This window comes from Pseudomonas sp. LLC-1 (genome assembly GCF_002992185.1).
Taxonomy (GTDB): Bacteria; Pseudomonadota; Gammaproteobacteria; order Pseudomonadales; family Pseudomonadaceae; genus Aquipseudomonas; species Aquipseudomonas monteilii.
The window spans coordinates 19,452-42,350 of sequence record NZ_LUVY01000021.1 but is presented as its reverse complement, the minus strand read 5'-3'; the positions used below and the strand labels follow the sequence as shown (position 1 = coordinate 42,350).

Below are 22,899 nucleotides of genomic sequence, written 5' to 3'. Positions count from 1 at the left end.
CTACTCGCTGGGACTGAACACCTAGGCCTGTTCTCTTTGATGGCTTTAACCATCTTATCGATGGCCGCGCTGCTTGTTCCAGCTCGCGGGTGTAGCCTTTCGGCAAGAAACTTTAGATAGTCCGCGATGACCGACATCCGCAAAACTGACTGTCAGAACCTACGACCCGAACCTCCTGCTTGAGGGCGCGTACGTTGGTCGCGAGCTGCTGTGCAGGAATCAGCGGAATTTGCAGAAAGTCACGTAGGGGGTGGATCTCGTGCGTCAACAGCAGTTCGCTTCGCTCGAAGCGCGACTCCACCTCGAAGCCTTGATAAGCCTGCCATGCGTAGAGGGCTTTGATTGCGGTGAGGGAGTTGATGATTGTATTGACCGCCAGGCCACCGCCCCGCAGAACACAGGTAACGTACAACGTTGGGTAGTACAGCGGCATCCCCAGGTCATCGACCAGAACGGCGAAACGCTCTCCTGTGCTGCTCGTGAACCGTCGAATTGAAAGCTGCATACCCACCTCGAATTCATTACGTAAATTCTAGGTAGGAGACTAACAAAATGAGGTCAAGAATTTTTTAACGACCCTAAAACGACAAAACCCCCGCAGTGCGGGGGTTCTAAGCCTAAACTTTACAAGAAAGTCTAAGGTAACTCCTAGAACGGAATATCGTCATCAAAGCTGTCAAAGTCAGCCGCTGGCTGTGGCGCTGGCTGCTGCGGCGCCGGGCGCTGAGGGGCCTGTTGCGGACGTTGGGCCTGTTGACGCGGAGCCTGGTTGTACTGTTGCGGCTGGCCGCCTTGGTTGTAGTTGCCGCCACCCTGGTTGTACGGGTCGCCGCCCTGCTGCTGGCCCTGCGGACGGCCACCCAGCAGCTGCATGGTGCCGTTGATGTCGACAATGATCTCGGTGGTGTAGCGCTTGATACCGTCTTTTTCCCACTCACGGGTCTGCAGCTTGCCTTCGATGTAGCACTGCGAACCTTTGCGCAGGTACTCGCCGGCGATCTCGGCAACCTTGCCGAACAGCGACACACGGTGCCACTCGGTACGCTCTACCTTCTGACCCGACTGCTTGTCGGTCCACTGCTCGCTGGTAGCCAGGCTCAGGTTGGTCACGGCGTTACCGTTGGGCAGGTAGCGGACTTCGGGATCCTGGCCACAGGTGCCGACCAGAATGACTTTGTTAACCCCACGGGCCATAACGTTCTCCTAGGCTTCGCACGCCGAAGAGGCTGGGTTCACCAGTCGCTCGAGGGTCGCACGGTCCAAAATTTTCGTATCCAGTTTGATATAGATAGCGGCTTCTTCAGCCACCACCACAGCGTCGGTCACACCCGGCACGGCCATCAGGCGCTCGGTCAGGCCGGCTTCCCGGACTGCCTCAGGCGTCAGCGGCATGCGCAGACTGGTCACATAAGGCGGCTCGTTCATGCGCAGGGCGACGACCAGCCAGATGGCACACAGCACCGCGCAACCGAGGAACACCGTGTCCAGCCCACCGTGCTGGAACAACCAGCCACCGAGGATGCCGCCCAGCGCCGCACCAAGGAACTGGCTGGTGGAGTAGACCCCCATCGCCGTCCCCTTGCCACCGGCAGGCGACACCTTGCTCACCAGCGAAGGCAGCGATGCCTCCAGCAGGTTGAATGCGGTAAAGAATACCACGGTGCCAATCACCAGTCCGCGCAAACCGTCAGCCCACTCCCAGAAGTATATCTCTGTCAGCAGCAGGACACTGACAGCGCCGGCCAACACGCGTTTCATCTTGCGCTTTTTTTCGCCGTAGATGATGAACGGGACCATTGCAAAAAATGAGATGAACAGCGCGGTCAGGTACACCCACCAGTGCTGCTCCTTGGGCAGCCCACCGCGCTCGACGAAGGCCAGCGGCAGCGCGACGAAGCTGGCCATGAGAATGGCATGGAGGACGAAGATGCTTATGTCCAGGCGCAGAAGGTCCGGATGACGCAGGGTTGGGCCGAGTGCCTGGCGCGCCACGCCCGATTCGCGGTGCTGCAGGATGCTATGCGTGTTGGGCACGACAAAGGCAATCAGCAGGATGCCTACCAAGGCGAGCCCTGCCGTGGTCAGGAACAATCCTGACAAGCCAAAGGCACTTGTCAGCAAGGGGCCGACGACCATGGCGACGGCAAACGACAGGCCGATACTCATGCCGATCATGGCCATGGCCTTGGTCCGGTGTTGCTCGCGGGTGAGGTCGGACAACAGCGCCATGACGGCGGCAGAAATCGCACCGGCACCCTGCAAAACACGCCCGGCGATCACGCCCCAGATGGAGTCGGCCTGGGCCGCCAGTACACTGCCCAGGGCGAAGATCACCAGCCCCAGGTAAATCACCGGCCGGCGGCCGATGCGGTCGGAAATCATCCCGAACGGGATCTGCAATACCGCCTGGGTCAGGCCATAGGCTCCGATGGCCAGGCCGATCAGCGCAGGGGTGGCACCGGCCAGGTCCATGCCGTAGGTAGCCAGTACCGGCAAGACCATGAACATGCCCAGCATACGAAAGGCAAAGACCAGGGCAAGGCCGCCAGCGGCGCGGGTTTCGCCGCCACTCATGCGCTCGTTGTGGGTGTCGTGCATGGATTAACCTCGTGTGAACCGGCGGCGATTCTACCAGTCCGACAGCGTGACGGCATCTACGCGACGCTTTGCCGCGTCATACTGGCGCGCCGTATACTTCCTTGTTTATGCCCGCCAAGCGAGGCCGCAGTGGACAAGATCCTGATTCGTGGGGCACGTACCCACAACCTGAAGAACATCGACCTGACCCTGCCCCGGGACAAGCTGATCGTGATCACCGGCCTGTCCGGTTCCGGCAAGTCGTCCCTGGCGTTCGACACCCTCTACGCCGAAGGCCAGCGCCGCTACGTGGAATCGCTGTCGGCCTACGCCCGGCAGTTCCTGTCGATGATGGAAAAGCCCGACGTCGATACCATCGAAGGCCTCTCACCGGCCATTTCCATCGAGCAGAAGTCGACCTCGCACAACCCACGCTCCACGGTCGGCACCATCACTGAAATCTACGACTACCTGCGCCTGCTTTATGCCCGCGTGGGTACGCCACGCTGCCCGGACCACGATATCCCGCTGGAGGCGCAAACGATCAGCCAGATGGTCGACCTGGTGCTGGAGCGCCCGGAAGGCAGCAAGCTGATGCTGCTGGCGCCGGTGGTACGCGAGCGCAAGGGTGAGCACCTGGCCGTGTTTGACGAGCTGCGCGCCCAGGGGTTCGTACGCGCCCGGGTCAACGGCAAGCTCTACGAGCTGGACGAACTGCCCAAACTGGACAAACAGAAAAAGCACAGCATCGATGTGGTGGTAGACCGCTTCAAAGTGCGCGCCGACCTGCAGCAACGCCTCGCTGAATCGTTCGAGACCGCACTGAAGCTGGCCGACGGGATCGCTCTGGTAGCACCGATGGACGACGAGCCAGGCGAAGAGATGATCTTCTCCGCCCGCTTCGCCTGCCCGGTGTGCGGCCATGCCATCAGCGAGCTCGAACCCAAGCTGTTTTCCTTCAACAACCCGGCTGGCGCCTGCCCGACCTGCGATGGCCTGGGGGTGAAGCAGTTCTTCGACACCAAACGCCTGGTCAATACCGAACTCACCCTGGCCGAAGGCGCGATCCGCGGCTGGGACCGACGCAACGTGTACTACTTCCAGATGCTCGGCTCGTTGGCCGCGCATTATGGCTTCAGCCTGGAAGAACCCTTCGGCGAGCTCTCGGCAGAACACCAGAAGGTGATCCTGCAGGGCAGTGGCAAGCAAAGCATCGACTTCAAGTACTTGAACGACCGTGGCGATATCGTCAAGCGCTCGCACCCGTTCGAAGGCATCGTGCCGAACCTGGAACGCCGCTACCGCGAGACCGAGTCGGCCACCGTACGCGAAGAGCTGGCCAAGTTCCTCGGCACCCAGCCCTGCCCGGATTGCCGTGGCACTCGCCTGCGCCGTGAAGCGCGCCATGTGTGGGTGGGCGAAAAAACGCTGCCGGCGGTCACCAACCTGCCGATCGGTGAAGCCAGCAACTACTTCGGCGAGCTGACCCTGACTGGCCGCCGTGGCGAGATTGCCGCCAAGATCCTCAAGGAAATCTGCGAGCGCTTGCAGTTCCTGGTCAACGTCGGCCTCGACTACCTCACCCTCGACCGTAGCGCCGACACCCTGTCCGGTGGTGAGGCGCAGCGTATCCGCCTGGCCAGCCAGATTGGCGCCGGCCTGGTCGGGGTGATGTACATCCTCGATGAACCGTCCATCGGCCTTCATCAACGCGACAACGACCGCCTGCTGGCCACCCTCAACCACCTGCGCGATTTGGGCAATACGGTCATTGTGGTGGAACACGACGAGGACGCCATTCGCTTGGCCGACTACGTGGTCGATATCGGCCCAGGAGCCGGTGTGCATGGTGGCCAGATCGTCGCCGAGGGCTCGCCACAGGAGGTCATGGACCACCCTGACTCGTTAACCGGCAAGTACTTGTCCGGGCGCAAGAAGATCGTCGTGCCAGCCAAGCGCACCCCGCGCAACAAGAAGCTGCAACTCAAGCTCAAAGGTGCGCGTGGCAACAACCTGCAGAACGTCGACCTCGAAGTCCCCATCGGCCTGCTGACCTGCGTGACCGGGGTATCCGGCTCGGGCAAATCGACGCTGATCAACAACACCCTGTTCCCCTTGGCCGCTACGGCCCTCAATGGCGCAAGCAGCCTGGAAGCCGCACCGCACAGCAGCATGGATGGCCTGCAGCACCTGGACAAAGTGGTGGATATCGACCAGAGCCCGATCGGCCGCACTCCGCGCTCGAACCCGGCAACGTACACCGGTATTTTCACCCCTATCCGCGAGCTGTTCTCCGGGGTGCCGGAGTCGCGCTCACGGGGCTATGGCCCGGGACGTTTCTCGTTCAACGTCAAGGGTGGCCGTTGCGAGGCCTGCCAAGGCGATGGCCTGATCAAGGTCGAAATGCACTTCCTGCCAGACATCTACGTGCCGTGCGACGTGTGCAAGAGCAAGCGCTACAACCGCGAAACGCTGGAGATCAAGTACAAGGGCAAGAACATCCACGAGGTGCTGGAAATGACCATCGAGGATGCCCGCGAATTCTTCGACGCGGTGCCAGCGCTGGCGCGCAAGCTGCAAACATTGATGGATGTAGGCCTGTCGTACATCAAGCTGGGCCAGTCGGCGACCACCTTGTCTGGTGGTGAGGCGCAGCGGGTGAAGCTGTCCCGCGAGTTGTCCAAGCGCGATACCGGCAAAACCCTGTATATCCTGGATGAGCCAACCACAGGCCTGCACTTTGCCGATATCCAGCAGTTGCTGGACGTGCTGCATCGCCTTCGCGACCACGGCAATACCGTGGTGGTGATCGAGCACAACCTGGATGTGATCAAGACTGCTGACTGGCTGGTGGACCTCGGCCCGGAGGGTGGTTCCAAAGGGGGGCAGATCATTGCCTGCGGTACGCCGGAAGAGCTGAGCGAGATGAAGCAGTCGTATACCGGGCATTACCTGAAACCGCTGCTGGAGCGGGACCGGGCCTGAGTACCGCTGCAATGAAAAAGCCCCTGGTGCCGTTGGTGCCAGGGGCTTTTTCTTGAGTGTGTGGATAACTTACATCTGCGACTGCAGGTAGTTCTCCAGGCCGATGGCCTTGATCAGACCTTGCTGCTTCTCCAGCCAGTAGGTGTGATCTTCTTCGGTATCCGCCAGCTGCGCACGCAGGATGTCACGGCTGATGTAGTCCTTGTGCAGCTCACACAGCTCGATGCCTTTACAAAGCGCACCGCGCACCTTGTACTCAAGCTTGAGGTCGGCCTCGATCATTTCCGGCACGGTGCTGCCGACTTCCAGGTCGTCTGCACGCATGTCAGGTGTGCCTTCGAGCATCAGGATGCGACGCATCAGGGCATCAGCGTGCTGCGTCTCTTCTTCCATCTCGTGGTTGATACGCGCGTAGAGCTTGGTCAGGCCCCAGTCTTCGTACATGCGCGAATGAATGAAGTACTGGTCGCGTGCTGCCAGTTCGCCCTTCAGCAACGTGACGAGGTAGTTGATTACGTCCGGGTGGCCTTGCATCGCCCTGCTTCTCCATATGAAAACGTCTATGCCACATAGTGTGAACCAGCTTTTGCCTGCGGTCACTGAAAAACGCGCAATTAGAAGCAAAAAAACGGTTAAACAGTAGTGATATTCATTGAAAAACCGCCCAAATGAGGGCGGTTCTTCTTATCACTTCGACTTAGGCGAGATTGATGCCCAGGGCCTTGGCAATCCCTTCTCCGTAGGCCGGGTCGGCCTTGAAGAAGTACTGCAACTGGCGTTGGATGACGTCTTCGCTGACACCCGCCATGGTTCCAGCGATGTTGCTGATCAGCAGGGCCTTCTGCTCGTCACTCATCAGGCGGAACAGCGCGCCGGCGTGGCTGTAGTAGTCAGTGTCCTCGCGGTGATCGTAACGGTCGGCCGAACCATTCAGGGCCAATGCGGGCTCGGCGTGACGTGGCGACTGTTTCGGTGCCGCGGCGTAGCTGTTGGGTTCGTAGTTCGGTGCACTGCCATAGCTGCCAGTGGCCATGGAGCCGTCGCGCTGGTAGCTGTTGACCGAGCAGCGCGGCGCATTCACCGGCAACTGTTGGTGGTTAGTCCCCACACGGTAGCGGTGTGCGTCTGCATAGGCGAACACGCGGCCCTGCAGCATGCGGTCCGGCGACAGGCCAACCCCTGGCACCATGTTGCTTGGCCCGAAGGCAGCCTGCTCGACCTCGGCGAAGTAGTTGAGCGGGTTGCGGTTAAGCTCAAGCACGCCCACTTCGATCAATGGGTAGTCCTTTTGCGACCAGGTTTTGGTCACGTCGAACGGGTTCTCGTCGCGGCTCGCCGCCTCGGCTTCGCTCATCACCTGGATGCAGACAGTCCAGCGAGGGTAATCGCCACGCTCAATGGCTTCGAACAGGTCGCGCTGGGCGTAGTCCGGGTCAGTACCTGCCAAGCGTGCGGCCTCTGCCGGGGCGAGGTTCTTGATGCCTTGCTGGGTCTTGAAGTGCCATTTGACCCAAGTGCGCTCACCCTGGGCATTGATCAGGCTGTAGGTGTGGCTGCCAAAGCCATGCATGTGGCGGTAGCCGTCCGGAATCCCCCGGTCGGAGAACAGGATGGTGACCTGGTGCAGCGCCTCGGGCGAGTGCGACCAGAAATCCCACATCATCTGGGCGTTCTTCAGGTTGGACTGCGGGTGACGTTTCTGGGTGTGGATAAAGTCCGGGAACTTGAGCGGATCACGAATGAAGAACACTGGCGTGTTGTTACCCACGATGTCCCAGTTACCTTCCTCGGTGTAGAACTTGACGGCAAATCCGCGCGGATCGCGCTCTGTGTCCGCAGAACCACGTTCGCCACCCACGGTAGAGAAGCGCAGGAATGTCTCCGTCTGCTTGCCAATCTGCTCGAACAATTTGGCGCTGGTATAACCGGTGATGTCGCGGGTTACGGTAAAAGTGCCATAGGCGCCCGACCCCTTGGCGTGCACCCGGCGCTCGGGGATGTTCTCACGATTGAAATGGGCGAGCTTCTCGATCAAATGGAAGTCATCGAGCAGCAGCGGGCCGCGTGGGCCGGCGGAGCGGGAGTTCTGGTTGTCGGCTACAGGTGCACCGCTAGCGGTGGTGAGAATCTTGCTCATGGGCTCTCCTTATCGGTCTTGAAGCGCCGGCTAATCGGCTATGGAGAGAGTATTGACGAGCGAGGTTACAGGGACAAATTCATTAAATGACTTATATCAATAGAAATTAACAATACCAACAGAAACAAAAAACCGGGCACTAGGCCCGGTTCTTTGTAGCAGACAGAACGTCTTACTCAGCAGCTTCTACAGCACCGCCGACCGGACGATCAACCAGCTCGACGTACGCCATAGGCGCGTTGTCGCCAGCGCGGAAACCGCACTTCAGGATGCGCAGGTAGCCGCCCTGACGGGTGGCGTAACGCTTGCCCAGGTCGTTGAACAGTTTGCCAACAGCGGACTTCGAACGGGTACGGTCGAAGGCCAGACGACGGTTAGCAACGCTGTCTTCCTTGGCCAGGGTGATCAGCGGCTCGGCAACGCGGCGCAGTTCCTTGGCTTTCGGCAGGGTGGTTTTGATCAGCTCGTGCTCGATCAGCGACACTGCCATGTTCTGGAACATAGCCTTGCGGTGAGAGCTGGTACGGCTCAGGTGACGTCCACTTTTACGATGACGCATGATTCATTCCTTACCAAACACTACGTTCGGTGATTACGACGATCAGGCGGTCGCCTTGTCGTCTTTCTTAAGACTTGCAGGCGGCCAGTTGTCGAGGCGCATGCCGAGAGACAGACCACGAGAGGCCAGGACGTCCTTGATTTCAGTCAGGGACTTCTTGCCCAGGTTAGGAGTCTTCAACAGCTCTACTTCGGTACGCTGAATCAGGTCGCCGATGTAGTAGATGTTCTCCGCCTTGAGGCAGTTGGCCGAACGTACAGTCAGTTCCAGGTCGTCAACCGGACGCAGCAGGATCGGATCGATCTCGTCTTCCTGCTCGACTACGACAGGCTCGCTGTCACCTTTGAGGTCGACGAACGCGGCCAGCTGCTGTTGCAGGATGGTCGCAGCGCGGCGGATTGCCTCTTCAGGGTCCAGGGTGCCGTTGGTTTCCAGATCAATGACCAGTTTGTCCAGGTTGGTACGCTGCTCAACACGGGCGTTCTCGACCACATAGGCGATACGACGCACCGGGCTGAACGAAGCGTCCAACTGCAGACGGCCAATGCTACGGCTTTCGTCTTCGTCGGTTTGACGGGAGTCGGCCGGCTCGTAACCACGACCACGAGCTACAGTGAGCTTCATGTTCAGGGCGCCGTTCGACGCCAGGTTCGCGATTACGTGATCGGGGTTGACGATCTCGACATCGTGATCCAGCTGAATATCGGCAGCGGTAACCACCCCCGAACCCTTTTTCGACAAGGTCAGCGTAACTTCGTCACGACCGTGCAGTTTGATAGCCAGGCCTTTCAGGTTCAACAGGATTTCAATGACGTCTTCCTGAACACCTTCGATCGCGGAGTACTCGTGGAGTACGCCATCGATCTCGGCCTCGACTACTGCACAGCCAGGCATGGAGGACAACAGGATGCGGCGCAGCGCGTTGCCCAGGGTATGGCCGAAACCACGCTCGAGAGGCTCGAGCGTGATCTTGGCGCGGGTCGGACTGACTACCTGCACATCAATGTGGCGGGGAGTCAGGAACTCATTTACCGAAATCTGCATGGATGCACCTATTTTCTAGCCCTTACTTGGAGTAGAGCTCGACAATCAGGTTCTCGTTGATGTCGGCAGACAGGTCGCTGCGAGCAGGAACGTTCTTGAAAACGCCCGACTTTTTAGCAGCATCCACGTCAACCCACTCAACGCGGCCACGCTGGGCGCACAGTTCAAGGGCTTGAACAATGCGCAGCTGGCTCAGCGATTTCTCGCGAACCGCGACCACGTCACCCGGACGAACTTGGTAGGATGGAATGTTTACAGTCTTACCGTTGACGCTGATCGCTTTGTGCGAAACCAGCTGACGCGACTCGGAACGAGTCGAGCCGAAGCCCATACGGTAAACGACGTTATCCAGACGGCACTCGAGCAGTTGCAGCAGGTTCTCACCGGTTGCGCCTTTTTTCGAGGCAGCAGCTTGGTAGTAACCGCGGAACTGACGCTCCAGAACACCGTAGATACGACGGACTTTTTGTTTCTCACGCAGCTGGGTGCCGTAGTCAGACTGACGGCCACGGCGCTGGCCGTGGATACCTGGGGCTGCTTCGATGTTGCACTTCGATTCCAGAGCGCGAACGCCGCTCTTCAGGAACAGGTCAGTGCCTTCACGACGAGACAGTTTGCATTTTGGACCAATGTAACGTGCCATTCTTCTGTCTCCTGATTACACGCGACGCTTCTTCGGCGGACGGCACCCGTTGTGCGGGATTGGCGTCACGTCGGTGATGCTGGCGATCTTGTAGCCGCAGCTGTTCAATGCACGAACGGCGGACTCACGACCTGGACCTGGACCCTTGACGTTAACGTCGAGGTTCTTCAGACCGTATTCCAGCGCAGCTTGACCAGCACGCTCAGCAGCGATCTGAGCTGCGAACGGGGTGGATTTGCGCGAACCACGGAAACCCGAACCACCGGAGGTCGCCCAGGACAAAGCATTGCCCTGACGGTCGGTGATGGTCACGATGGTGTTGTTGAAAGAGGCATGGATGTGGGCGATGCCATCAACCACTGTCTTTTTGACTTTCTTACGAGGACGAGCAGCAGGTTTTGCCATGTCTATATTCCTGGGCGATTACTTGCGGATCGGCTTACGCGGGCCCTTACGGGTGCGTGCGTTGGTCTTGGTGCGCTGACCGCGAACCGGCAGACCTTTACGATGACGCAGGCCGCGGTAGCAACCCAGGTCCATCAAGCGTTTGATCTTCATGTTGATGTCACGACGCAGGTCACCTTCGGTGGTGAACTTCGCGACTTCGCCACGCAGGGTTTCGATTTGCTCGTCGCTCAGATCCTTGATCTTAGCGGCTGGGTTTACACCAGCGTCTGCACAGATCTTCTGTGCAGTTGTGCGACCGACACCATAGATGTAGGTCAGCGAGATAACAGTATGCTTGTTATCTGGAATGTTGACGCCTGCAATACGGGCCATTCAGTGGGACTCCAATTGACAGCTACCTACGCCCCGGAAGCCAAGAAATAGGGCGCGAGATAATATCGCTGTAGAAACGAATAATCAACCCAGCAGCACACTAGCTGCTGGGTTTGAAGCGCAGATCACACTCAGCCTTGGCGCTGTTTGTGACGCGGTTCCGCGCTGCAGATCACTCGTACGACGCCTTCGCGACGGATGATCTTGCAGTTACGGCACAGCTTTTTCACCGATGCACGAACTTTCATTACCGACTCCTCGAACCTTAGGGGCGTATCAGCGCAGCAGACCGCTGCCACCGTAGCCTTTCAGGTTGGCTTTCTTCATCAGGGATTCGTACTGGTGCGAAACGAGGTGCGATTGTACTTGGGACATGAAGTCCATCACAACCACTACCACAATCAGCAACGAGGTCCCGCCAAGGTAGAACGGCACATTTGCTGCCACCACCAGGAACTGGGGCAGAAGGCAGACGGCCATCATGTAAAGAGCACCGAACATGGTCAGACGAGTCAGAACGCCATCAATGTAGCGTGCCGACTGCTCACCAGGACGGATACCCGGAATAAAGGCACCGGACTTCTTCAGGTTTTCCGCTACGTCTTTCGGGTTGAACATCAACGCTGTGTAGAAGAAGCAGAAGAAAATGATCCCTGCACTAAACAGCAGAATGTTCAACGGCTGACCAGGAGCGATCGACTGCGAGATGTCCTGCAGCCAGCCCATACCTTCGGACTGACCGAACCAGGCACCCAGCGAAGCCGGGAACAGCAAAATGCTGCTCGCGAAAATGGCCGGGATAACCCCCGCCATGTTCACTTTCAACGGCAAGTGGCTGGTCTGCGCAGCGAAGACCTTGCGGCCCTGCTGACGCTTGGCGTAGTGAACGGCGATACGACGCTGACCACGCTCAATGAACACCACGAAACCGATAATCGCTACTGCCAGCAAACCGATAGCGACCAGGGCGAAAATGTTGATATCGCCTGTGCGTGCAGACTCGAAAGACTGCCCGATTGCTCTCGGAAGACCGGCAACGATACCTGCGAAGATCAACATCGAGATACCGTTGCCCACACCGCGCTCGGTGATCTGCTCGCCCAGCCACATCATGAACATCGCGCCCGCCACAAAGGTGGAGACGGCAACGACATGGAAGCCCAGGCCTACAGAAAACGCCACGCCCTGGTTGGCCAGGCCAATGGACATGCCAATGGCTTGAACCAGTGCCAGGATAACGGTGCCGTAGCGGGTGTACTGGCTGATCTTGCGACGGCCAGCTTCACCTTCCTTCTTCAACTGCTCCAGTTGCGGGCTGACCGCCGTCATCAGCTGCATGATGATCGATGCCGAGATGTACGGCATGATCCCCAGTGCAAAGATGCTCATGCGCTCAAGCGCGCCACCGGAAAACATGTTGAACAAGCTAAGAATGGTCCCCTCATTCTGCCGAAACAGATCCGCCAGACGGTCCGGATTGATGCCGGGAACCGGGATATGCGCACCTATCCGATAGACGATGATCGCCATGAACAGAAAGCGCAGACGAGCCCAGAGTTCCGACATCCCGCCCTTACCGAGCGAAGAGAGAGCACCTTGCTTAGCCATTTATTCCTCGAATTTGCCGCCAGCTGCTTCGATAGCCGCACGCGCACCCTTGGTGGCTGCGATGCCCTTGATGGTGACTGCGCGAGTAACTTCGCCAGACAGCATGATTTTCACACGCTGAATGTGCTGGTTGATCACGTTGGCATCCTTCAGGGATTGCACGGAGATCACGTCGCCTTCCACTTTGGCCAGCTCGGACAGACGCACTTCGGCGCGGTCCATGGCTTTCAGGGAAACGAAGCCGAACTTCGGCAGACGACGGTGCAGCGGCTGTTGACCGCCTTCGAAGCCAGGAGCGATCGAACCACCCGAACGGGAAGTCTGACCTTTGTGGCCACGGCCGCCGGTCTTACCCAGACCGCTACCGATACCACGACCTGGACGATGCTTCTCGCGACGGGAACCCGGCGCTGGACTCAGATCATTGAGTTTCATCGATTAACCCTCGACCTTCAGCATGTAGTAAGCCTTGTTGATCATCCCGCGGTTCTCGGGAGTATCCTGGACTTCTACAGTGTGACCGATGCGACGCAGACCCAGGCCTTTAACGCACAGTTTGTGGTTAGGCAGACGGCCCGAGACGCTCTTGATCAGCGTTACTTTTACGGTTGCCATGATCAGAAGATCTCCTCGACGCTCTTGCCGCGCTTGGCAGCAATGGATTCAGGAGATTGCATGGCTTTCAGACCCTTGAAGGTGGCGTAAACCACGTTCACTGGGTTGGTCGAACCGTAGCACTTGGCCAGAACGTTCTGAACACCAGCAACTTCCAGGACAGCACGCATTGCGCCACCGGCGATGATACCGGTACCTTCCGAGGCAGGCTGCATGTAAACCTTCGAGGCGCCGTGGGCAGCCTTGGTGGCGTACTGCAGGGTGGTGCCCTTCAGGTCAACCTGGATCATGTTGCGGCGAGCAGCTTCCATGGCTTTCTGGATCGCGGCTGGTACTTCGCGCGATTTGCCACGGCCGAAGCCAACACGACCTTTACCATCACCTACCACGGTCAGCGCGGTGAAGGTGAAGATACGGCCGCCTTTTACGGTTTTGGCAACGCGGTTAACTTGAACCAGCTTCTCGATGTAGCCTTCGTCGCGCTTTTGATCGTTATTTGCCATAACTTAGAACTCCAGCCCGCCTTCACGAGCAGCATCAGCCAGCGCTTTGACGCGGCCGTGGTACTTGAAGCCGGAACGGTCAAAGGCAACTTGAGATACACCGGCGGCTTTCGCACGCTCAGCTACCAGCTTGCCAACCTTAGTGGCCGCGTCGATGTTGCCAGTGGCGCCATCACGCAGTTCTTTGTCCAAGGTCGAGGCGCTTGCCAAAACCTTGCTGCCGTCGGCCGAAATGACCTGGGCGTAGATGTGCTGCGAGGAGCGGAACACGCACAGGCGCACGACTTCGAGTTCGTGCATCTTGAGACGTGCTTTGCGAGCGCGACGCAGTCGGATAACTTTTTTGTCGGTCATTTGCTAGGCCCTACTTCTTCTTGGCTTCTTTACGACGGACTACTTCGTCCGCGTAACGCACACCCTTGCCTTTGTAAGGCTCTGGCGGACGGAAGTCGCGGATTTCAGCGGCCACCTGACCCACCAGCTGCTTGTCGATACCCTTGATCAGGATGTCGGTCTGGCTTGGGGTTTCAGCGGTGATACCGGCTGGCAGTTCGTAGTCCACTGGGTGCGAGAAGCCCAGAGCCAGGTTCAGGACGGTGCCTTTAGCCTGTGCCTTGTAACCAACACCGACCAGCTGGAGCTTACGCTCGAAGCCTTGGCTTACGCCTTGGACCATGTTGTTCACCAGAGCGCGGGTGGTACCGGCCATGGCGCGAGCTTGCTGGTCACCGTTGCGAGCGACGAAACGCAGCTCGCCAGACTCTTCGGTAACTTCAACAGACGAGTGAACGTTCAGTTCGAGAGTGCCTTTGGCACCCTTCACCGAAAGCTGCTGGCCGGCGAATTTGACTTCGACGCCTGCTGGCAGCTTAACGGGGTTCTTAGCGACGCGAGACATGCCTATCTCCCCTTAGAACACTGTGCACAGAACTTCGCCGCCGACACCGGCAGCGCGCGCAGCGCGATCAGTCATCACACCTTTGTTGGTGGAGACGATAGACACGCCCAGGCCGCCACGTACTTTCGGCAGTTCTGCGACGGACTTGTACTGGCGCAGGCCAGGACGGCTGGAACGCTTCAGCTCCTCGATGACCGGACGGCCTTCGAAGTACTTCAGCTCGATCGACAGGGAAGGCTTGGCCTCACCAGTAACCTGGTAGCCAGCGATGTAACCTTCGTCTTTCAGAACTTTGGCAACCGCGACCTTCAGGGTGGAGGAAGGCATGCTTACGACGGACTTTTCAGCCATCTGGGCATTACGGATGCGAGTTAGCATGTCCGCTAACGGGTCCTGCATACTCATGGGCTAGATGCTCCTGATACAAGAATTATTAGCCTTGCGGCTATCACAACCACCCAAGCAGGCAGGGTAAAAAACCCAGGCTCAGGTGAGCCGGTCATTCTAGACACAAGGCAGAAACGAAACAAGCCCCATATAGGGGCTTGTTTGTTGGCAAGGTCACCGGCGGTCGGAAGATTGCTCCCCTTGCGCCGGGACCCAGCCTGCAGCGATTACCAGGAGGCCTTGACCAGACCTGGTACGTCACCGCGCATTGCAGCTTGACGCAGCATGTTACGGCCCAGGCCGAACTTACGGTATACACCGTGAGGACGACCGGTCAGGCGGCAACGGTTGCGCAGGCGCGAGGCGCTAGCATCACGTGGCTGCTTCTGCAGAGCGACAACGGCAGCGAAACGCTCTTCTGGAGAGGCGTTAACGTTGACGATGGTCGCTTTCAGCTCAGCACGCTTCTTAGCGAACTTGGCTACCGTGAGCTGACGCTTCAGCTCGCGGTTTTTCATGCTCTTCTTGGCCATTTTCCTACTCCAATCAGTTGCGGAACGGGAACTTGAAAGCACGCAGCAGAGCGCGGCCTTCGTCGTCCGAACGAGCAGTGGTGGTCAGGGTGATGTCCAAACCGCGCAGAGCATCGATCTTGTCGTAGTCGATTTCCGGGAAGATGATCTGCTCTTTCACGCCCATGCTGTAGTTGCCACGGCCATCGAAGGACTTGGCATTCAGGCCGCGGAAGTCGCGAACCCGAGGCAGGGAGATCGCCAGCAGGCGGTCCAGGAATTCGTACATCTTGTCGCTACGCAGGGTCACCTTGACGCCGATCGGCCAGCCTTCGCGGACTTTGAAGCCAGCGATGGATTTGCGAGCGAAAGTCACAACCGGTTTTTGACCGGTGATCTTTTCCAGGTCGGCAACAGCGTGCTCGATGACTTTCTTGTCACCGATCGCTTCGCCCAGACCCATGTTCAGGGTGATTTTGGTAACGCGCGGAACTTCCATCACGTTCGACAGCTTAAGTTCTTCCTTAAGCTTAGGAGCGATTTCGTTCCGGTAAATCTCTTTCAGTCGTGCCATGGTCTTCTACCTAGCAGTGTTCAAGCATCAACCGCTTTTTGGGTCGACTTGAAGACACGAATTTTTTTACCGTCTTCTACTTTGAAACCAACGCGGTCAGCCTTGTTGGTTTCGCCGTTGAAGATGGCAACGTTGGAAGCGTGCAGAGGCGCTTCTTTCTCGACGATACCGCCCTGTACGCCCGCCATCGGGTTAGGCTTGGTATGACGCTTGACCAGGTTCACACCACCAACGACCAGACGGTCGTCAGCCAGAACCTTCAGCACCTTACCGCGCTTACCTTTGTCTTTGCCGGCGATCACGATGATCTCGTCGTCACGACGAATCTTTTGCATGTCGGATCTCCTTACAGCACTTCAGGGGCGAGCGAGACGATCTTCATGAACTTCTCAGTACGAAGCTCACGGGTCACTGGCCCGAAGATGCGAGTGCCGATCGGCTCTTGCTTGTTGTTCAGCAGAACAGCAGCGTTGCCGTCGAAACGAATGATGGAACCGTCAGCGCGACGAACACCGTGACGGGTGCGCACGACAACAGCAGTCATCACTTGGCCTTTTTTGACCTTACCGCGCGGAATTGCTTCCTTGACGGTAACCTTGATGATGTCACCGATGCCGGCGTAACGGCGGTGCGAACCGCCGAGCACCTTGATGCACATGACGCGACGAGCGCCGCTGTTATCGGCCACATCGAGCATGGATTGAGTCTGAATCATAAAATTTCTCCGACCCCTAGCCCTTAGACTTCAACAGCGCGTTCGAGGACTTCAACCAGTGCCCAGGACTTGGTCTTGGCCAGCGGACGGGTTTCACGGATGGAAACCTTGTCGCCGATCTTGCACTGGTTGGCTTCGTCGTGCGCGTGCAGCTTAGTCGAACGCTTAACGTATTTACCGTAGATCGGGTGCTTTACGCGACGCTCGATCAGAACGGTGATGGTCTTGTCCATTTTGTCGCTGACGACACGGCCAGTCAGCGTACGGACGGTTTTTTCAGCTTCAGCCATGATCACTTACCTGCCTGCTGGTTGAGCACAGTTTTCACGCGAGCGATGTCACGCTTAACTTGCGAGAGCAGGTGCGACTGCCCCAACTGGCCAGTTGCTTTCTGCATACGCAGATTGAACTGGTCGCGCAGCAAGCCGAGCAGTTGCTCGTTCAGTTGCTGTGCCGATTTTTCACGAAGTTCATTCGCTTTCATCACATCACCGTCCGCTTAACAAAGGAGGTGGCGAGAGGCAGCTTTGCAGCAGCCAGGGCGAATGCTTCGCGCGCCAGCTCTTCAGAAACACCCTCGATCTCGTACAGGACTTTACCTGGCTGGATCTGGGCAACCCAGTACTCCACGGAACCCTTACCTTTACCCATACGAACCTCGAGAGGTTTCTTGGAGATCGGCTTGTCCGGGAACACACGGATCCAGATCTTACCGCCACGTTTAACGTGACGGGTCAGCGCACGACGTGCGGACTCGATCTGGCGAGCGGTGAGGCGACCGCGAGCAACAGCTTTCAGGGCGAACTCGCCGAAGCTGACTTTGCTACCGCGCAGTGCCAGACCACGGTTGTGGCCAGTCATCTGCTTGCGGAATTTTGTACGCTTTGGTTGCAACATTTGGCGTACCCCTTACTTAGCAGCTTTTTTACGAGGCGCTGGTGCTTGTGGTTTCAGTTCTTCTTGGCGACCACCAATAACTTCGCCTTTGAAGATCCAAACCTTCACACCGATCACACCGTAAGTGGTGTGAGCTTCGTAGGTGTTGTAGTCGATATCGGCACGCAGGGTGTGCAGCGGCACACGACCTTCGCGATACCACTCGGTACGAGCAATCTCAGCACCGCCGAGACGACCGCTCACCTGGATCTTGATGCCCTTGGCACCAATACGCATGGCGTTCTGTACGGCGCGCTTCATGGCGCGACGGAACATTACGCGGCGTTCCAGCTGCTGAGCTACGCTCTGCGCAACCAGCATAGCGTCGAGTTCCGGCTTGCGGATCTCTTCGATGTTGATGTGCACAGGCACACCCATCTGCTTGGTCAGGTCCTGACGCAGCTTCTCGACATCTTCACCTTTCTTCCCGATAACGATACCTGGACGAGCGGTGTGGATGGTGATGCGTGCAGTTTGAGCCGGACGATGAATATCGATACGGCTTACGGACGCGCTTTTTAGTTTGTCTTGGAGGTACTCACGCGTTTTCAGATCCTTCAACAGGTAATCTGCGTAAGTAGCACCGTCTGCGTACCAGACGGAGGTGTGCTCCTTGACGATTCCCAGGCGAATGCCAGTGGGATGTACTTTCTGACCCATCTGATCGACTCCGTTACTTGTCCGCAACCTTGACAGTGATATGGCAAGACCGCTTGACGATGCGATCAGCACGGCCTTTGGCACGTGGCATGATGCGCTTCAGCGAACGCCCTTCGTTGACGAAGACGGTGGAGACCTTCAGGTCATCAACGTCTGCGCCTTCGTTGTGTTCGGCGTTGGCTACGGCCGACTCGAGGACTTTCTTCATGATTTCAGCGGCTTTTTTGCTGCTGAAGGCCAACAGGTTGAGCGCTTCGCCCACCTTCTTCCCGCGGATCTGGTCGGCGACCAAGCGGGCTTTCTGGGCGGAGATGCGAGCGCCCGACAACTTAGCGGCTACTTCCATTTCCTTACCCCTTAACGCTTGGCTTTCTTGTCAGCCACGTGCCCGCGGTAGGTGCGGGTACCGGCGAACTCGCCCAGTTTGTGGCCGACCATGTCTTCGTTCACGAGAACTGGGACATGTTGACGACCGTTGTGTACCGCGATGGTCAGACCGACCATTTGTGGCAGGATCATCGAACGGCGCGACCAGGTTTTAACTGGCTTGCGATCGTTCTTCTCCACCGCCACTTCGACCTTCTTCAGCAGGTGAAGATCGATAAAAGGACCTTTTTTCAGAGAACGTGGCACTGTCGTATCCCTCTAGTTACTTGCGACGACGGACGATCATGTTGTCGGTACGCTTATTACCACGGGTTTTAGCACCCTTGGTTGGGAAGCCCCATGGCGATACCGGATGACGACCACCGGAGGTACGACCTTCACCACCACCGTGTGGGTGGTCAACCGGGTTCATGGCAACACCACGAACGGTTGGGCGAACGCCGCGCCAGCGTTTGGCACCAGCTTTACCCAGCGAACGCAGGCTGTGCTCGGAGTTCGAGACTTCGCCCAGGGTCGCACGGCACTCAGCCAGGACTTTACGCATTTCACCAGAGCGCAGACGCAGGGTCACGTAGACACCTTCACGAGCGATCAGCTGAGCCGAAGCACCAGCGGAACGAGCGATCTGAGCACCTTTACCCGGCTTCAGTTCGATGCCGTGAATGGTGGAACCCACTGGAATGTTGCGCAGCTGCAGGGAGTTACCGGCCTTGATTGGGGCCAGGGCACCTGCGATCAGCTGGTCGCCAGCGCTCACGCCTTTAGGGGCGATGATGTAGCGACGCTCACCGTCTGCGTAGCACAGCAGGGCGATGTGAGCAGTACGGTTCGGATCGTATTCGATACGCTCGACAGTGGCTGGGATGCCATCTTTGTCGTTGCGACGGAAGTCGACCAGACGGTAATGCTGCTTATGACCACCACCAACGTGACGAGTGGTAATGCGGCCATTGTTGTTACGACCACCAGACTTCGATTTTTTCTCGATCAGCGGTGCGTGAGGAGCGCCTTTGTGCAGCTCCTTGTTGACCACCTTGACCACGAAACGGCGGCCAGGGGAAGTCGGTTTGCATTTAACGATTGCCATGATGCACCCCTTCCTTACTCAGCACTGCTGCTGAAATCGAGATCTTGGCCTGGCTGAAGGGAGACGATCGCCTTCTTCCAGTCATTACGCTTGCCCAGACCACGTGCGGTACGCTTGGTTTTACCCAGAACGTTAACAGTCGACACGTTTTCAACCTTTACGTTGAACAGGCCTTCGACAGCTTTCTTGATTTCCAGCTTGGTTGCATCAGTAGCAACCTTGAATACGAACTGGCCTTTTTTCTCAGCCAGAACGGTAGCCTTCTCGGAAACGTGCGGGCCAAGGAGGACTTTGAATACGCGTTCCTGGTTCATCCCAGCAGCTCCTCGAATTTCTTCACGGCCGAGACAGTGATCAACACTTTCTCGTATGCGATCAGACTGACCGGGTCGGAACCTTGTACGTCACGTACGTCGACGTGCGGCAGGTTGCGAGCAGCCAGGTACAGGTTCTGATCAACAGCGTCGGAAACGATCAATACGTCGCTCAGACCCATGCCGTTCAGCTTGTTCAGCAGATCTTTGGTTTTCGGTGCTTCGACAGCGAAGTCCTGAACCACGACCAGACGGTCGCTACGCACCAGCTCAGCGAGGATGGAGCGCAGGGCTGCGCGGTACATCTTCTTGTTGAGCTTCTGCGAGTGATCTTGAGGGCGAGCTGCGAAGGTTACACCACCGCCACGCCAGATCGGACCACGAGTGGTACCAGCACGAGCACGGCCAGTACCCTTCTGACGCCATGGGCGCTTACCGCCACCAGCCACGTCGGAACGGGTCTTTTGCTGCTTGGTGCCCTGACGGCCGCCGGCCATGTAGGCCACGACTGCTTGGTGTACCAGCGTCTCGTTGAATTCGCCACCGAAAGTCAGTTCGGAAACTTCGATCGCCTGAGCGTCATTTACATTGAGTTGCATGTCAGTTTCCCCTTAACCGCGAGCCTTGACAGCTGGACGTACAACCACGTCGCCGCCAGTAGCGCCAGGAACGGCACCCTTGACCAGCAGCAGGTTGCGTTCAGCGTCTACGCGAACTACTTCCAGGGACTGAACAGTCACGCGCTCGGCGCCCATGTGACCGGACATTTTCTTGCCCTTGAACACACGACCAGGAGTCTGGCACTGGCCGATGGAACCAGGAACACGGTGCGACACGGAGTTACCGTGGGTGTTGTCCTGACCACGGAAGTTCCAGCGCTTGATGGTACCGGCGAAGCCTTTACCTTTGGACTGACCAGTAACGTCTACCAGCTGGCCTGCAGTGAAGAGTTCAGCTTTGATCAGATCGCCAGCCTGGAAATCGCCTTCTTCAAGACGGAACTCCCAGACACCGCGACCAGCGGCAACGTTAGCCTTGGCGAAGTGACCTGCCTGAGCGGCAGTCACACGCGAAGCACGACGCTCGCCGACAGTGACTTGCACTGCACGGTAGCCATCGGTTTCTTCAGTTTTGAACTGGGTGACACGATTCGGCTCGATCTCAATGACCGTGACCGGAATGGAGACACCTTCTTCGGTGAAAATGCGGGTCATACCGCACTTGCGACCGATTACACCAATAGTCATGTTGTAAACCTCATGAGTGTACGGGGCTTTCACCCGCTATGGCCGCCCATTTCAGAGCGTTACACGACTAGACCGAAGTCTTAGCCGAGGCTGATCTGTACTTCCACACCTGCCGCCAGATCAAGCTTCATCAGCGCGTCAACGGTTTTATCCGTTGGCTGGACGATGTCCAGAACACGCTTATGAGTGCGAATCTCGTACTGGTCACGCGCGTCTTTGTTGACGTGCGGGGAGACCAGAACGGTGAAACGCTCTTTGCGGGTAGGCAGTGGAATTGGACCACGCACTTGTGCACCAGTACGTTTCGCGGTTTCCACGATTTCCTGGGTGGATTGGTCGATCAGGCGATGGTCGAAAGCCTTCAACCTGATACGGATTTGCTGATTTTGCATTGGATTTCAGACTCCAGGCTGTTCCCAACGGACGCACTACGCCCGCTAAAAGGAGGCGTGATTCTATAGACGCCCCAATTTAGTGTCAACCCAATAAAAAAAACCCCCGCTGAGCGGGGGTTTTTTCAATCGGTCGAGTGATTACTCGATGATTTTGGCCACGACGCCGGCGCCGACGGTACGACCGCCTTCACGGATAGCGAAGCGCAGACCGTCTTCCATTGCGATGGTCTTGATCAGGGTAACAGTCATCTGAATGTTGTCACCTGGCATTACCATTTCAACGCCTTCCGGCAGTTCGCAGTTACCGGTCACGTCAGTGGTACGGAAGTAGAACTGAGGACGGTAGCCTTTGAAGAACGGAGTGTGACGACCGCCTTCTTCCTTCGACAGAACGTAAACTTCTGCGGTGAACTTGGTGTGCGGCTTGACCGAACCTGGCTTGACCAGAACCTGACCACGCTCAACGTCGTCACGCTTGGTGCCACGCAGCAGAACGCCGCAGTTCTCGCCAGCACGGCCTTCGTCCAGCAGCTTGCGGAACATCTCAACACCGGTGCAGGTGGTGGTGGTGGTGTCACGCAGACCAACGATTTCCAGTGGGTCTTGAACGCGAACGATACCACGCTCGATACGACCGGTAACAACGGTACCACGACCCGAGATCGAGAATACGTCTTCGATCGGCATCAGGAACGGCTGATCAACGGCACGAACTGGCTCAGGGATGTAGGCATCCAGAGTTTCTACCAGCTTCTTGACAGCGGTAGTGCCCATTTCGTTGTCGTCTTTGCCTTCCAGGGCCATACGAGCGGAACCGATGATGATCGGAGTGTCGTCGCCTGGGAAGTCGTAGGTGGACAGCAGGTCGCGAACTTCCATCTCGACCAGTTCCAGCAGCTCAGCGTCGTCTACCAGGTCAGCCTTGTTCAGGAAGACCACGATGTACGGAACGCCTACCTGACGGGACAGCAGGATGTGCTCACGGGTTTGCGGCATCGGACCATCGGCGGCCGAGCAAACCAGGATCGCGCCGTCCATCTGGGCAGCACCGGTGATCATGTTCTTCACGTAGTCAGCGTGACCTGGGCAGTCAACGTGAGCGTAGTGGACGAATGTTCGAGTTGTACTCGACGTGAGCGGTGTTGATGGTGATACCGCGCGCTTTTTCTTCCGGAGCCGAGTCGATCTTGTCGAACTCAACGACTGCCGAACCGAAAACTTCGGAGCAGACGCGAGTCAGAGCTGCGGTCAGAGTGGTCTTACCGTGGTCAACGTGGCCGATAGTGCCGACGTTAACGTGGGGAAGGGAGCGATCAAATTTTTCTTTAGCCACGAC

At 57.7% G+C, this 22,899-nt stretch carries 34 protein-coding genes and 1 pseudogene; 1 reads left to right on the top strand and 34 read right to left on the bottom strand.

Annotation, left to right across the window (positions count from 1 at the left end; genetic code table 11):
• Positions 1-112: 112 nt before the first annotated feature.
• From A0O30_RS23540 to A0O30_RS23530, 3 genes are all read right to left on the bottom strand, one after another.
• The gene (locus A0O30_RS23540) at positions 113-505 is read right to left on the bottom strand and encodes a hypothetical protein (RefSeq protein WP_105948220.1); all 393 of its coding nucleotides are present in this window, start codon (positions 503-505) and stop codon (positions 113-115) included.
• Positions 506-648: 143 nt separating this feature from the next.
• Positions 649-1,194, bottom strand: coding sequence for a single-stranded DNA-binding protein (locus tag A0O30_RS23535; protein ID WP_105948219.1), 546 nt, complete (start codon positions 1,192-1,194; stop codon positions 649-651).
• A gap of 9 nt (positions 1,195-1,203) precedes the next feature.
• A complete protein-coding gene (locus A0O30_RS23530; protein ID WP_105948218.1) occupies positions 1,204-2,598 on the bottom strand; it encodes an MFS transporter in 1,395 nt (464 codons plus the stop codon).
• Between the two features lie 129 nt (positions 2,599-2,727).
• On the opposite strand from A0O30_RS23530, the gene uvrA reads away from it, so the two are divergent.
• Positions 2,728-5,562 (top strand): excinuclease ABC subunit UvrA, encoded by a 2,835-nt coding sequence (uvrA, locus tag A0O30_RS23525; RefSeq protein ID WP_177410305.1) that lies wholly within the window; start codon positions 2,728-2,730, stop codon positions 5,560-5,562.
• A gap of 69 nt (positions 5,563-5,631) precedes the next feature.
• Here the strand turns inward: uvrA and bfr are convergent, their stop codons facing one another.
• From bfr to tuf, 31 genes and pseudogenes are all read right to left on the bottom strand, one after another.
• Positions 5,632-6,096 (bottom strand): bacterioferritin, encoded by a 465-nt coding sequence (gene bfr, locus A0O30_RS23520; protein WP_105948217.1) that lies wholly within the window; start codon positions 6,094-6,096, stop codon positions 5,632-5,634.
• A gap of 163 nt (positions 6,097-6,259) precedes the next feature.
• On the bottom strand, positions 6,260-7,699 hold the full coding sequence (locus A0O30_RS23515; RefSeq protein ID WP_105948216.1) for a catalase: 1,440 nt from the start codon (positions 7,697-7,699) through the stop codon (positions 6,260-6,262).
• A gap of 172 nt (positions 7,700-7,871) precedes the next feature.
• Positions 7,872-8,258, bottom strand: a complete 387-nt coding sequence (rplQ, locus tag A0O30_RS23510; protein ID WP_003255451.1) for a 50S ribosomal protein L17 — start codon at positions 8,256-8,258, stop codon at positions 7,872-7,874.
• A gap of 42 nt (positions 8,259-8,300) precedes the next feature.
• Positions 8,301-9,302 carry a DNA-directed RNA polymerase subunit alpha gene (gene rpoA, locus A0O30_RS23505; RefSeq protein ID WP_003255452.1) on the bottom strand — a complete coding sequence of 334 codons (1,002 nt, stop codon included), beginning with the start codon at positions 9,300-9,302 and terminating at the stop codon, positions 8,301-8,303.
• A 22-nt stretch (positions 9,303-9,324) separates the two neighbouring features.
• Complete coding sequence (rpsD, locus tag A0O30_RS23500; protein WP_009681977.1) at positions 9,325-9,945, bottom strand: 30S ribosomal protein S4; 621 nt, start codon at positions 9,943-9,945, stop codon at positions 9,325-9,327.
• A gap of 15 nt (positions 9,946-9,960) precedes the next feature.
• Entirely contained in the window at positions 9,961-10,350 is a 390-nt protein-coding gene (gene rpsK / locus A0O30_RS23495; RefSeq protein ID WP_003255454.1) for a 30S ribosomal protein S11, read from the bottom strand.
• Between the two features lie 18 nt (positions 10,351-10,368).
• Positions 10,369-10,725: a 30S ribosomal protein S13 gene (gene rpsM / locus A0O30_RS23490; protein WP_003255457.1), complete on the bottom strand. Its 357-nt coding sequence runs from the start codon at positions 10,723-10,725 to the stop codon at positions 10,369-10,371.
• A gap of 131 nt (positions 10,726-10,856) precedes the next feature.
• Positions 10,857-10,973 (bottom strand): 50S ribosomal protein L36, encoded by a 117-nt coding sequence (gene rpmJ / locus A0O30_RS23485; RefSeq protein WP_002555468.1) that lies wholly within the window; start codon positions 10,971-10,973, stop codon positions 10,857-10,859.
• 28 nt (positions 10,974-11,001) lie between these two features.
• Positions 11,002-12,333 (bottom strand): preprotein translocase subunit SecY, encoded by a 1,332-nt coding sequence (secY, locus tag A0O30_RS23480; protein WP_003257108.1) that lies wholly within the window; start codon positions 12,331-12,333, stop codon positions 11,002-11,004.
• On the bottom strand, positions 12,334-12,768 hold the full coding sequence (gene rplO / locus A0O30_RS23475; protein WP_003255461.1) for a 50S ribosomal protein L15: 435 nt from the start codon (positions 12,766-12,768) through the stop codon (positions 12,334-12,336).
• A gap of 3 nt (positions 12,769-12,771) precedes the next feature.
• Positions 12,772-12,948 carry a 50S ribosomal protein L30 gene (gene rpmD, locus A0O30_RS23470; RefSeq protein WP_003255463.1) on the bottom strand — a complete coding sequence of 59 codons (177 nt, stop codon included), beginning with the start codon at positions 12,946-12,948 and terminating at the stop codon, positions 12,772-12,774.
• Positions 12,949-12,950: 2 nt separating this feature from the next.
• Positions 12,951-13,451, bottom strand: a complete 501-nt coding sequence (gene rpsE / locus A0O30_RS23465) for a 30S ribosomal protein S5 (RefSeq protein WP_003255465.1) — start codon at positions 13,449-13,451, stop codon at positions 12,951-12,953.
• A gap of 3 nt (positions 13,452-13,454) precedes the next feature.
• Positions 13,455-13,805 carry a 50S ribosomal protein L18 gene (gene rplR, locus A0O30_RS23460; protein ID WP_009681973.1) on the bottom strand — a complete coding sequence of 117 codons (351 nt, stop codon included), beginning with the start codon at positions 13,803-13,805 and terminating at the stop codon, positions 13,455-13,457.
• A 10-nt stretch (positions 13,806-13,815) separates the two neighbouring features.
• Entirely contained in the window at positions 13,816-14,349 is a 534-nt protein-coding gene (rplF, locus tag A0O30_RS23455; RefSeq protein WP_009681972.1) for a 50S ribosomal protein L6, read from the bottom strand.
• Between the two features lie 12 nt (positions 14,350-14,361).
• Positions 14,362-14,754 (bottom strand): 30S ribosomal protein S8, encoded by a 393-nt coding sequence (gene rpsH / locus A0O30_RS23450; RefSeq protein WP_009681971.1) that lies wholly within the window; start codon positions 14,752-14,754, stop codon positions 14,362-14,364.
• A 209-nt stretch (positions 14,755-14,963) separates the two neighbouring features.
• Positions 14,964-15,269 (bottom strand): 30S ribosomal protein S14, encoded by a 306-nt coding sequence (gene rpsN, locus A0O30_RS23445; RefSeq protein WP_009681970.1) that lies wholly within the window; start codon positions 15,267-15,269, stop codon positions 14,964-14,966.
• Positions 15,270-15,282: 13 nt separating this feature from the next.
• Positions 15,283-15,822 (bottom strand): 50S ribosomal protein L5, encoded by a 540-nt coding sequence (gene rplE, locus A0O30_RS23440; protein WP_003255474.1) that lies wholly within the window; start codon positions 15,820-15,822, stop codon positions 15,283-15,285.
• 20 nt (positions 15,823-15,842) lie between these two features.
• Positions 15,843-16,157, bottom strand: a complete 315-nt coding sequence (gene rplX / locus A0O30_RS23435; protein ID WP_016715319.1) for a 50S ribosomal protein L24 — start codon at positions 16,155-16,157, stop codon at positions 15,843-15,845.
• Positions 16,158-16,168: 11 nt separating this feature from the next.
• Entirely contained in the window at positions 16,169-16,537 is a 369-nt protein-coding gene (gene rplN, locus A0O30_RS23430; RefSeq protein WP_002555479.1) for a 50S ribosomal protein L14, read from the bottom strand.
• Positions 16,538-16,560: 23 nt separating this feature from the next.
• Positions 16,561-16,827, bottom strand: a complete 267-nt coding sequence (gene rpsQ, locus A0O30_RS23425; RefSeq protein ID WP_003255478.1) for a 30S ribosomal protein S17 — start codon at positions 16,825-16,827, stop codon at positions 16,561-16,563.
• A gap of 2 nt (positions 16,828-16,829) precedes the next feature.
• On the bottom strand, positions 16,830-17,021 hold the full coding sequence (gene rpmC, locus A0O30_RS23420) for a 50S ribosomal protein L29 (protein WP_002555481.1): 192 nt from the start codon (positions 17,019-17,021) through the stop codon (positions 16,830-16,832).
• The gene (gene rplP, locus A0O30_RS23415) at positions 17,021-17,434 is read right to left on the bottom strand and encodes a 50S ribosomal protein L16 (RefSeq protein ID WP_003255479.1); all 414 of its coding nucleotides are present in this window, start codon (positions 17,432-17,434) and stop codon (positions 17,021-17,023) included. The genes rpmC and rplP overlap by 1 nt, the downstream gene beginning before the upstream one ends.
• A 12-nt stretch (positions 17,435-17,446) precedes the next feature.
• Positions 17,447-18,133, bottom strand: a complete 687-nt coding sequence (gene rpsC, locus A0O30_RS23410) for a 30S ribosomal protein S3 (protein ID WP_003255481.1) — start codon at positions 18,131-18,133, stop codon at positions 17,447-17,449.
• 13 nt (positions 18,134-18,146) lie between these two features.
• A complete protein-coding gene (gene rplV / locus A0O30_RS23405; RefSeq protein WP_003103908.1) occupies positions 18,147-18,479 on the bottom strand; it encodes a 50S ribosomal protein L22 in 333 nt (110 codons plus the stop codon).
• Between the two features lie 11 nt (positions 18,480-18,490).
• Positions 18,491-18,766 carry a 30S ribosomal protein S19 gene (gene rpsS, locus A0O30_RS23400; RefSeq protein ID WP_003255482.1) on the bottom strand — a complete coding sequence of 92 codons (276 nt, stop codon included), beginning with the start codon at positions 18,764-18,766 and terminating at the stop codon, positions 18,491-18,493.
• A 16-nt stretch (positions 18,767-18,782) separates the two neighbouring features.
• Positions 18,783-19,607 (bottom strand): 50S ribosomal protein L2, encoded by an 825-nt coding sequence (gene rplB / locus A0O30_RS23395; RefSeq protein ID WP_003255483.1) that lies wholly within the window; start codon positions 19,605-19,607, stop codon positions 18,783-18,785.
• Between the two features lie 14 nt (positions 19,608-19,621).
• Positions 19,622-19,921 (bottom strand): 50S ribosomal protein L23, encoded by a 300-nt coding sequence (rplW, locus tag A0O30_RS23390; protein WP_003255484.1) that lies wholly within the window; start codon positions 19,919-19,921, stop codon positions 19,622-19,624.
• Positions 19,918-20,520: a 50S ribosomal protein L4 gene (gene rplD / locus A0O30_RS23385; protein WP_003255485.1), complete on the bottom strand. Its 603-nt coding sequence runs from the start codon at positions 20,518-20,520 to the stop codon at positions 19,918-19,920. The genes rplW and rplD overlap by 4 nt, the downstream gene beginning before the upstream one ends.
• A 12-nt stretch (positions 20,521-20,532) precedes the next feature.
• A complete protein-coding gene (rplC, locus tag A0O30_RS23380) occupies positions 20,533-21,168 on the bottom strand; it encodes a 50S ribosomal protein L3 (protein ID WP_003257089.1) in 636 nt (211 codons plus the stop codon).
• 80 nt (positions 21,169-21,248) lie between these two features.
• Positions 21,249-21,560: a 30S ribosomal protein S10 gene (rpsJ, locus tag A0O30_RS23375; RefSeq protein WP_003186070.1), complete on the bottom strand. Its 312-nt coding sequence runs from the start codon at positions 21,558-21,560 to the stop codon at positions 21,249-21,251.
• A gap of 141 nt (positions 21,561-21,701) precedes the next feature.
• Positions 21,702-22,896, bottom strand: a pseudogene (gene tuf, locus A0O30_RS23370) (elongation factor Tu).
• Between the last annotated feature and the right edge of the window lie 3 nt (positions 22,897-22,899).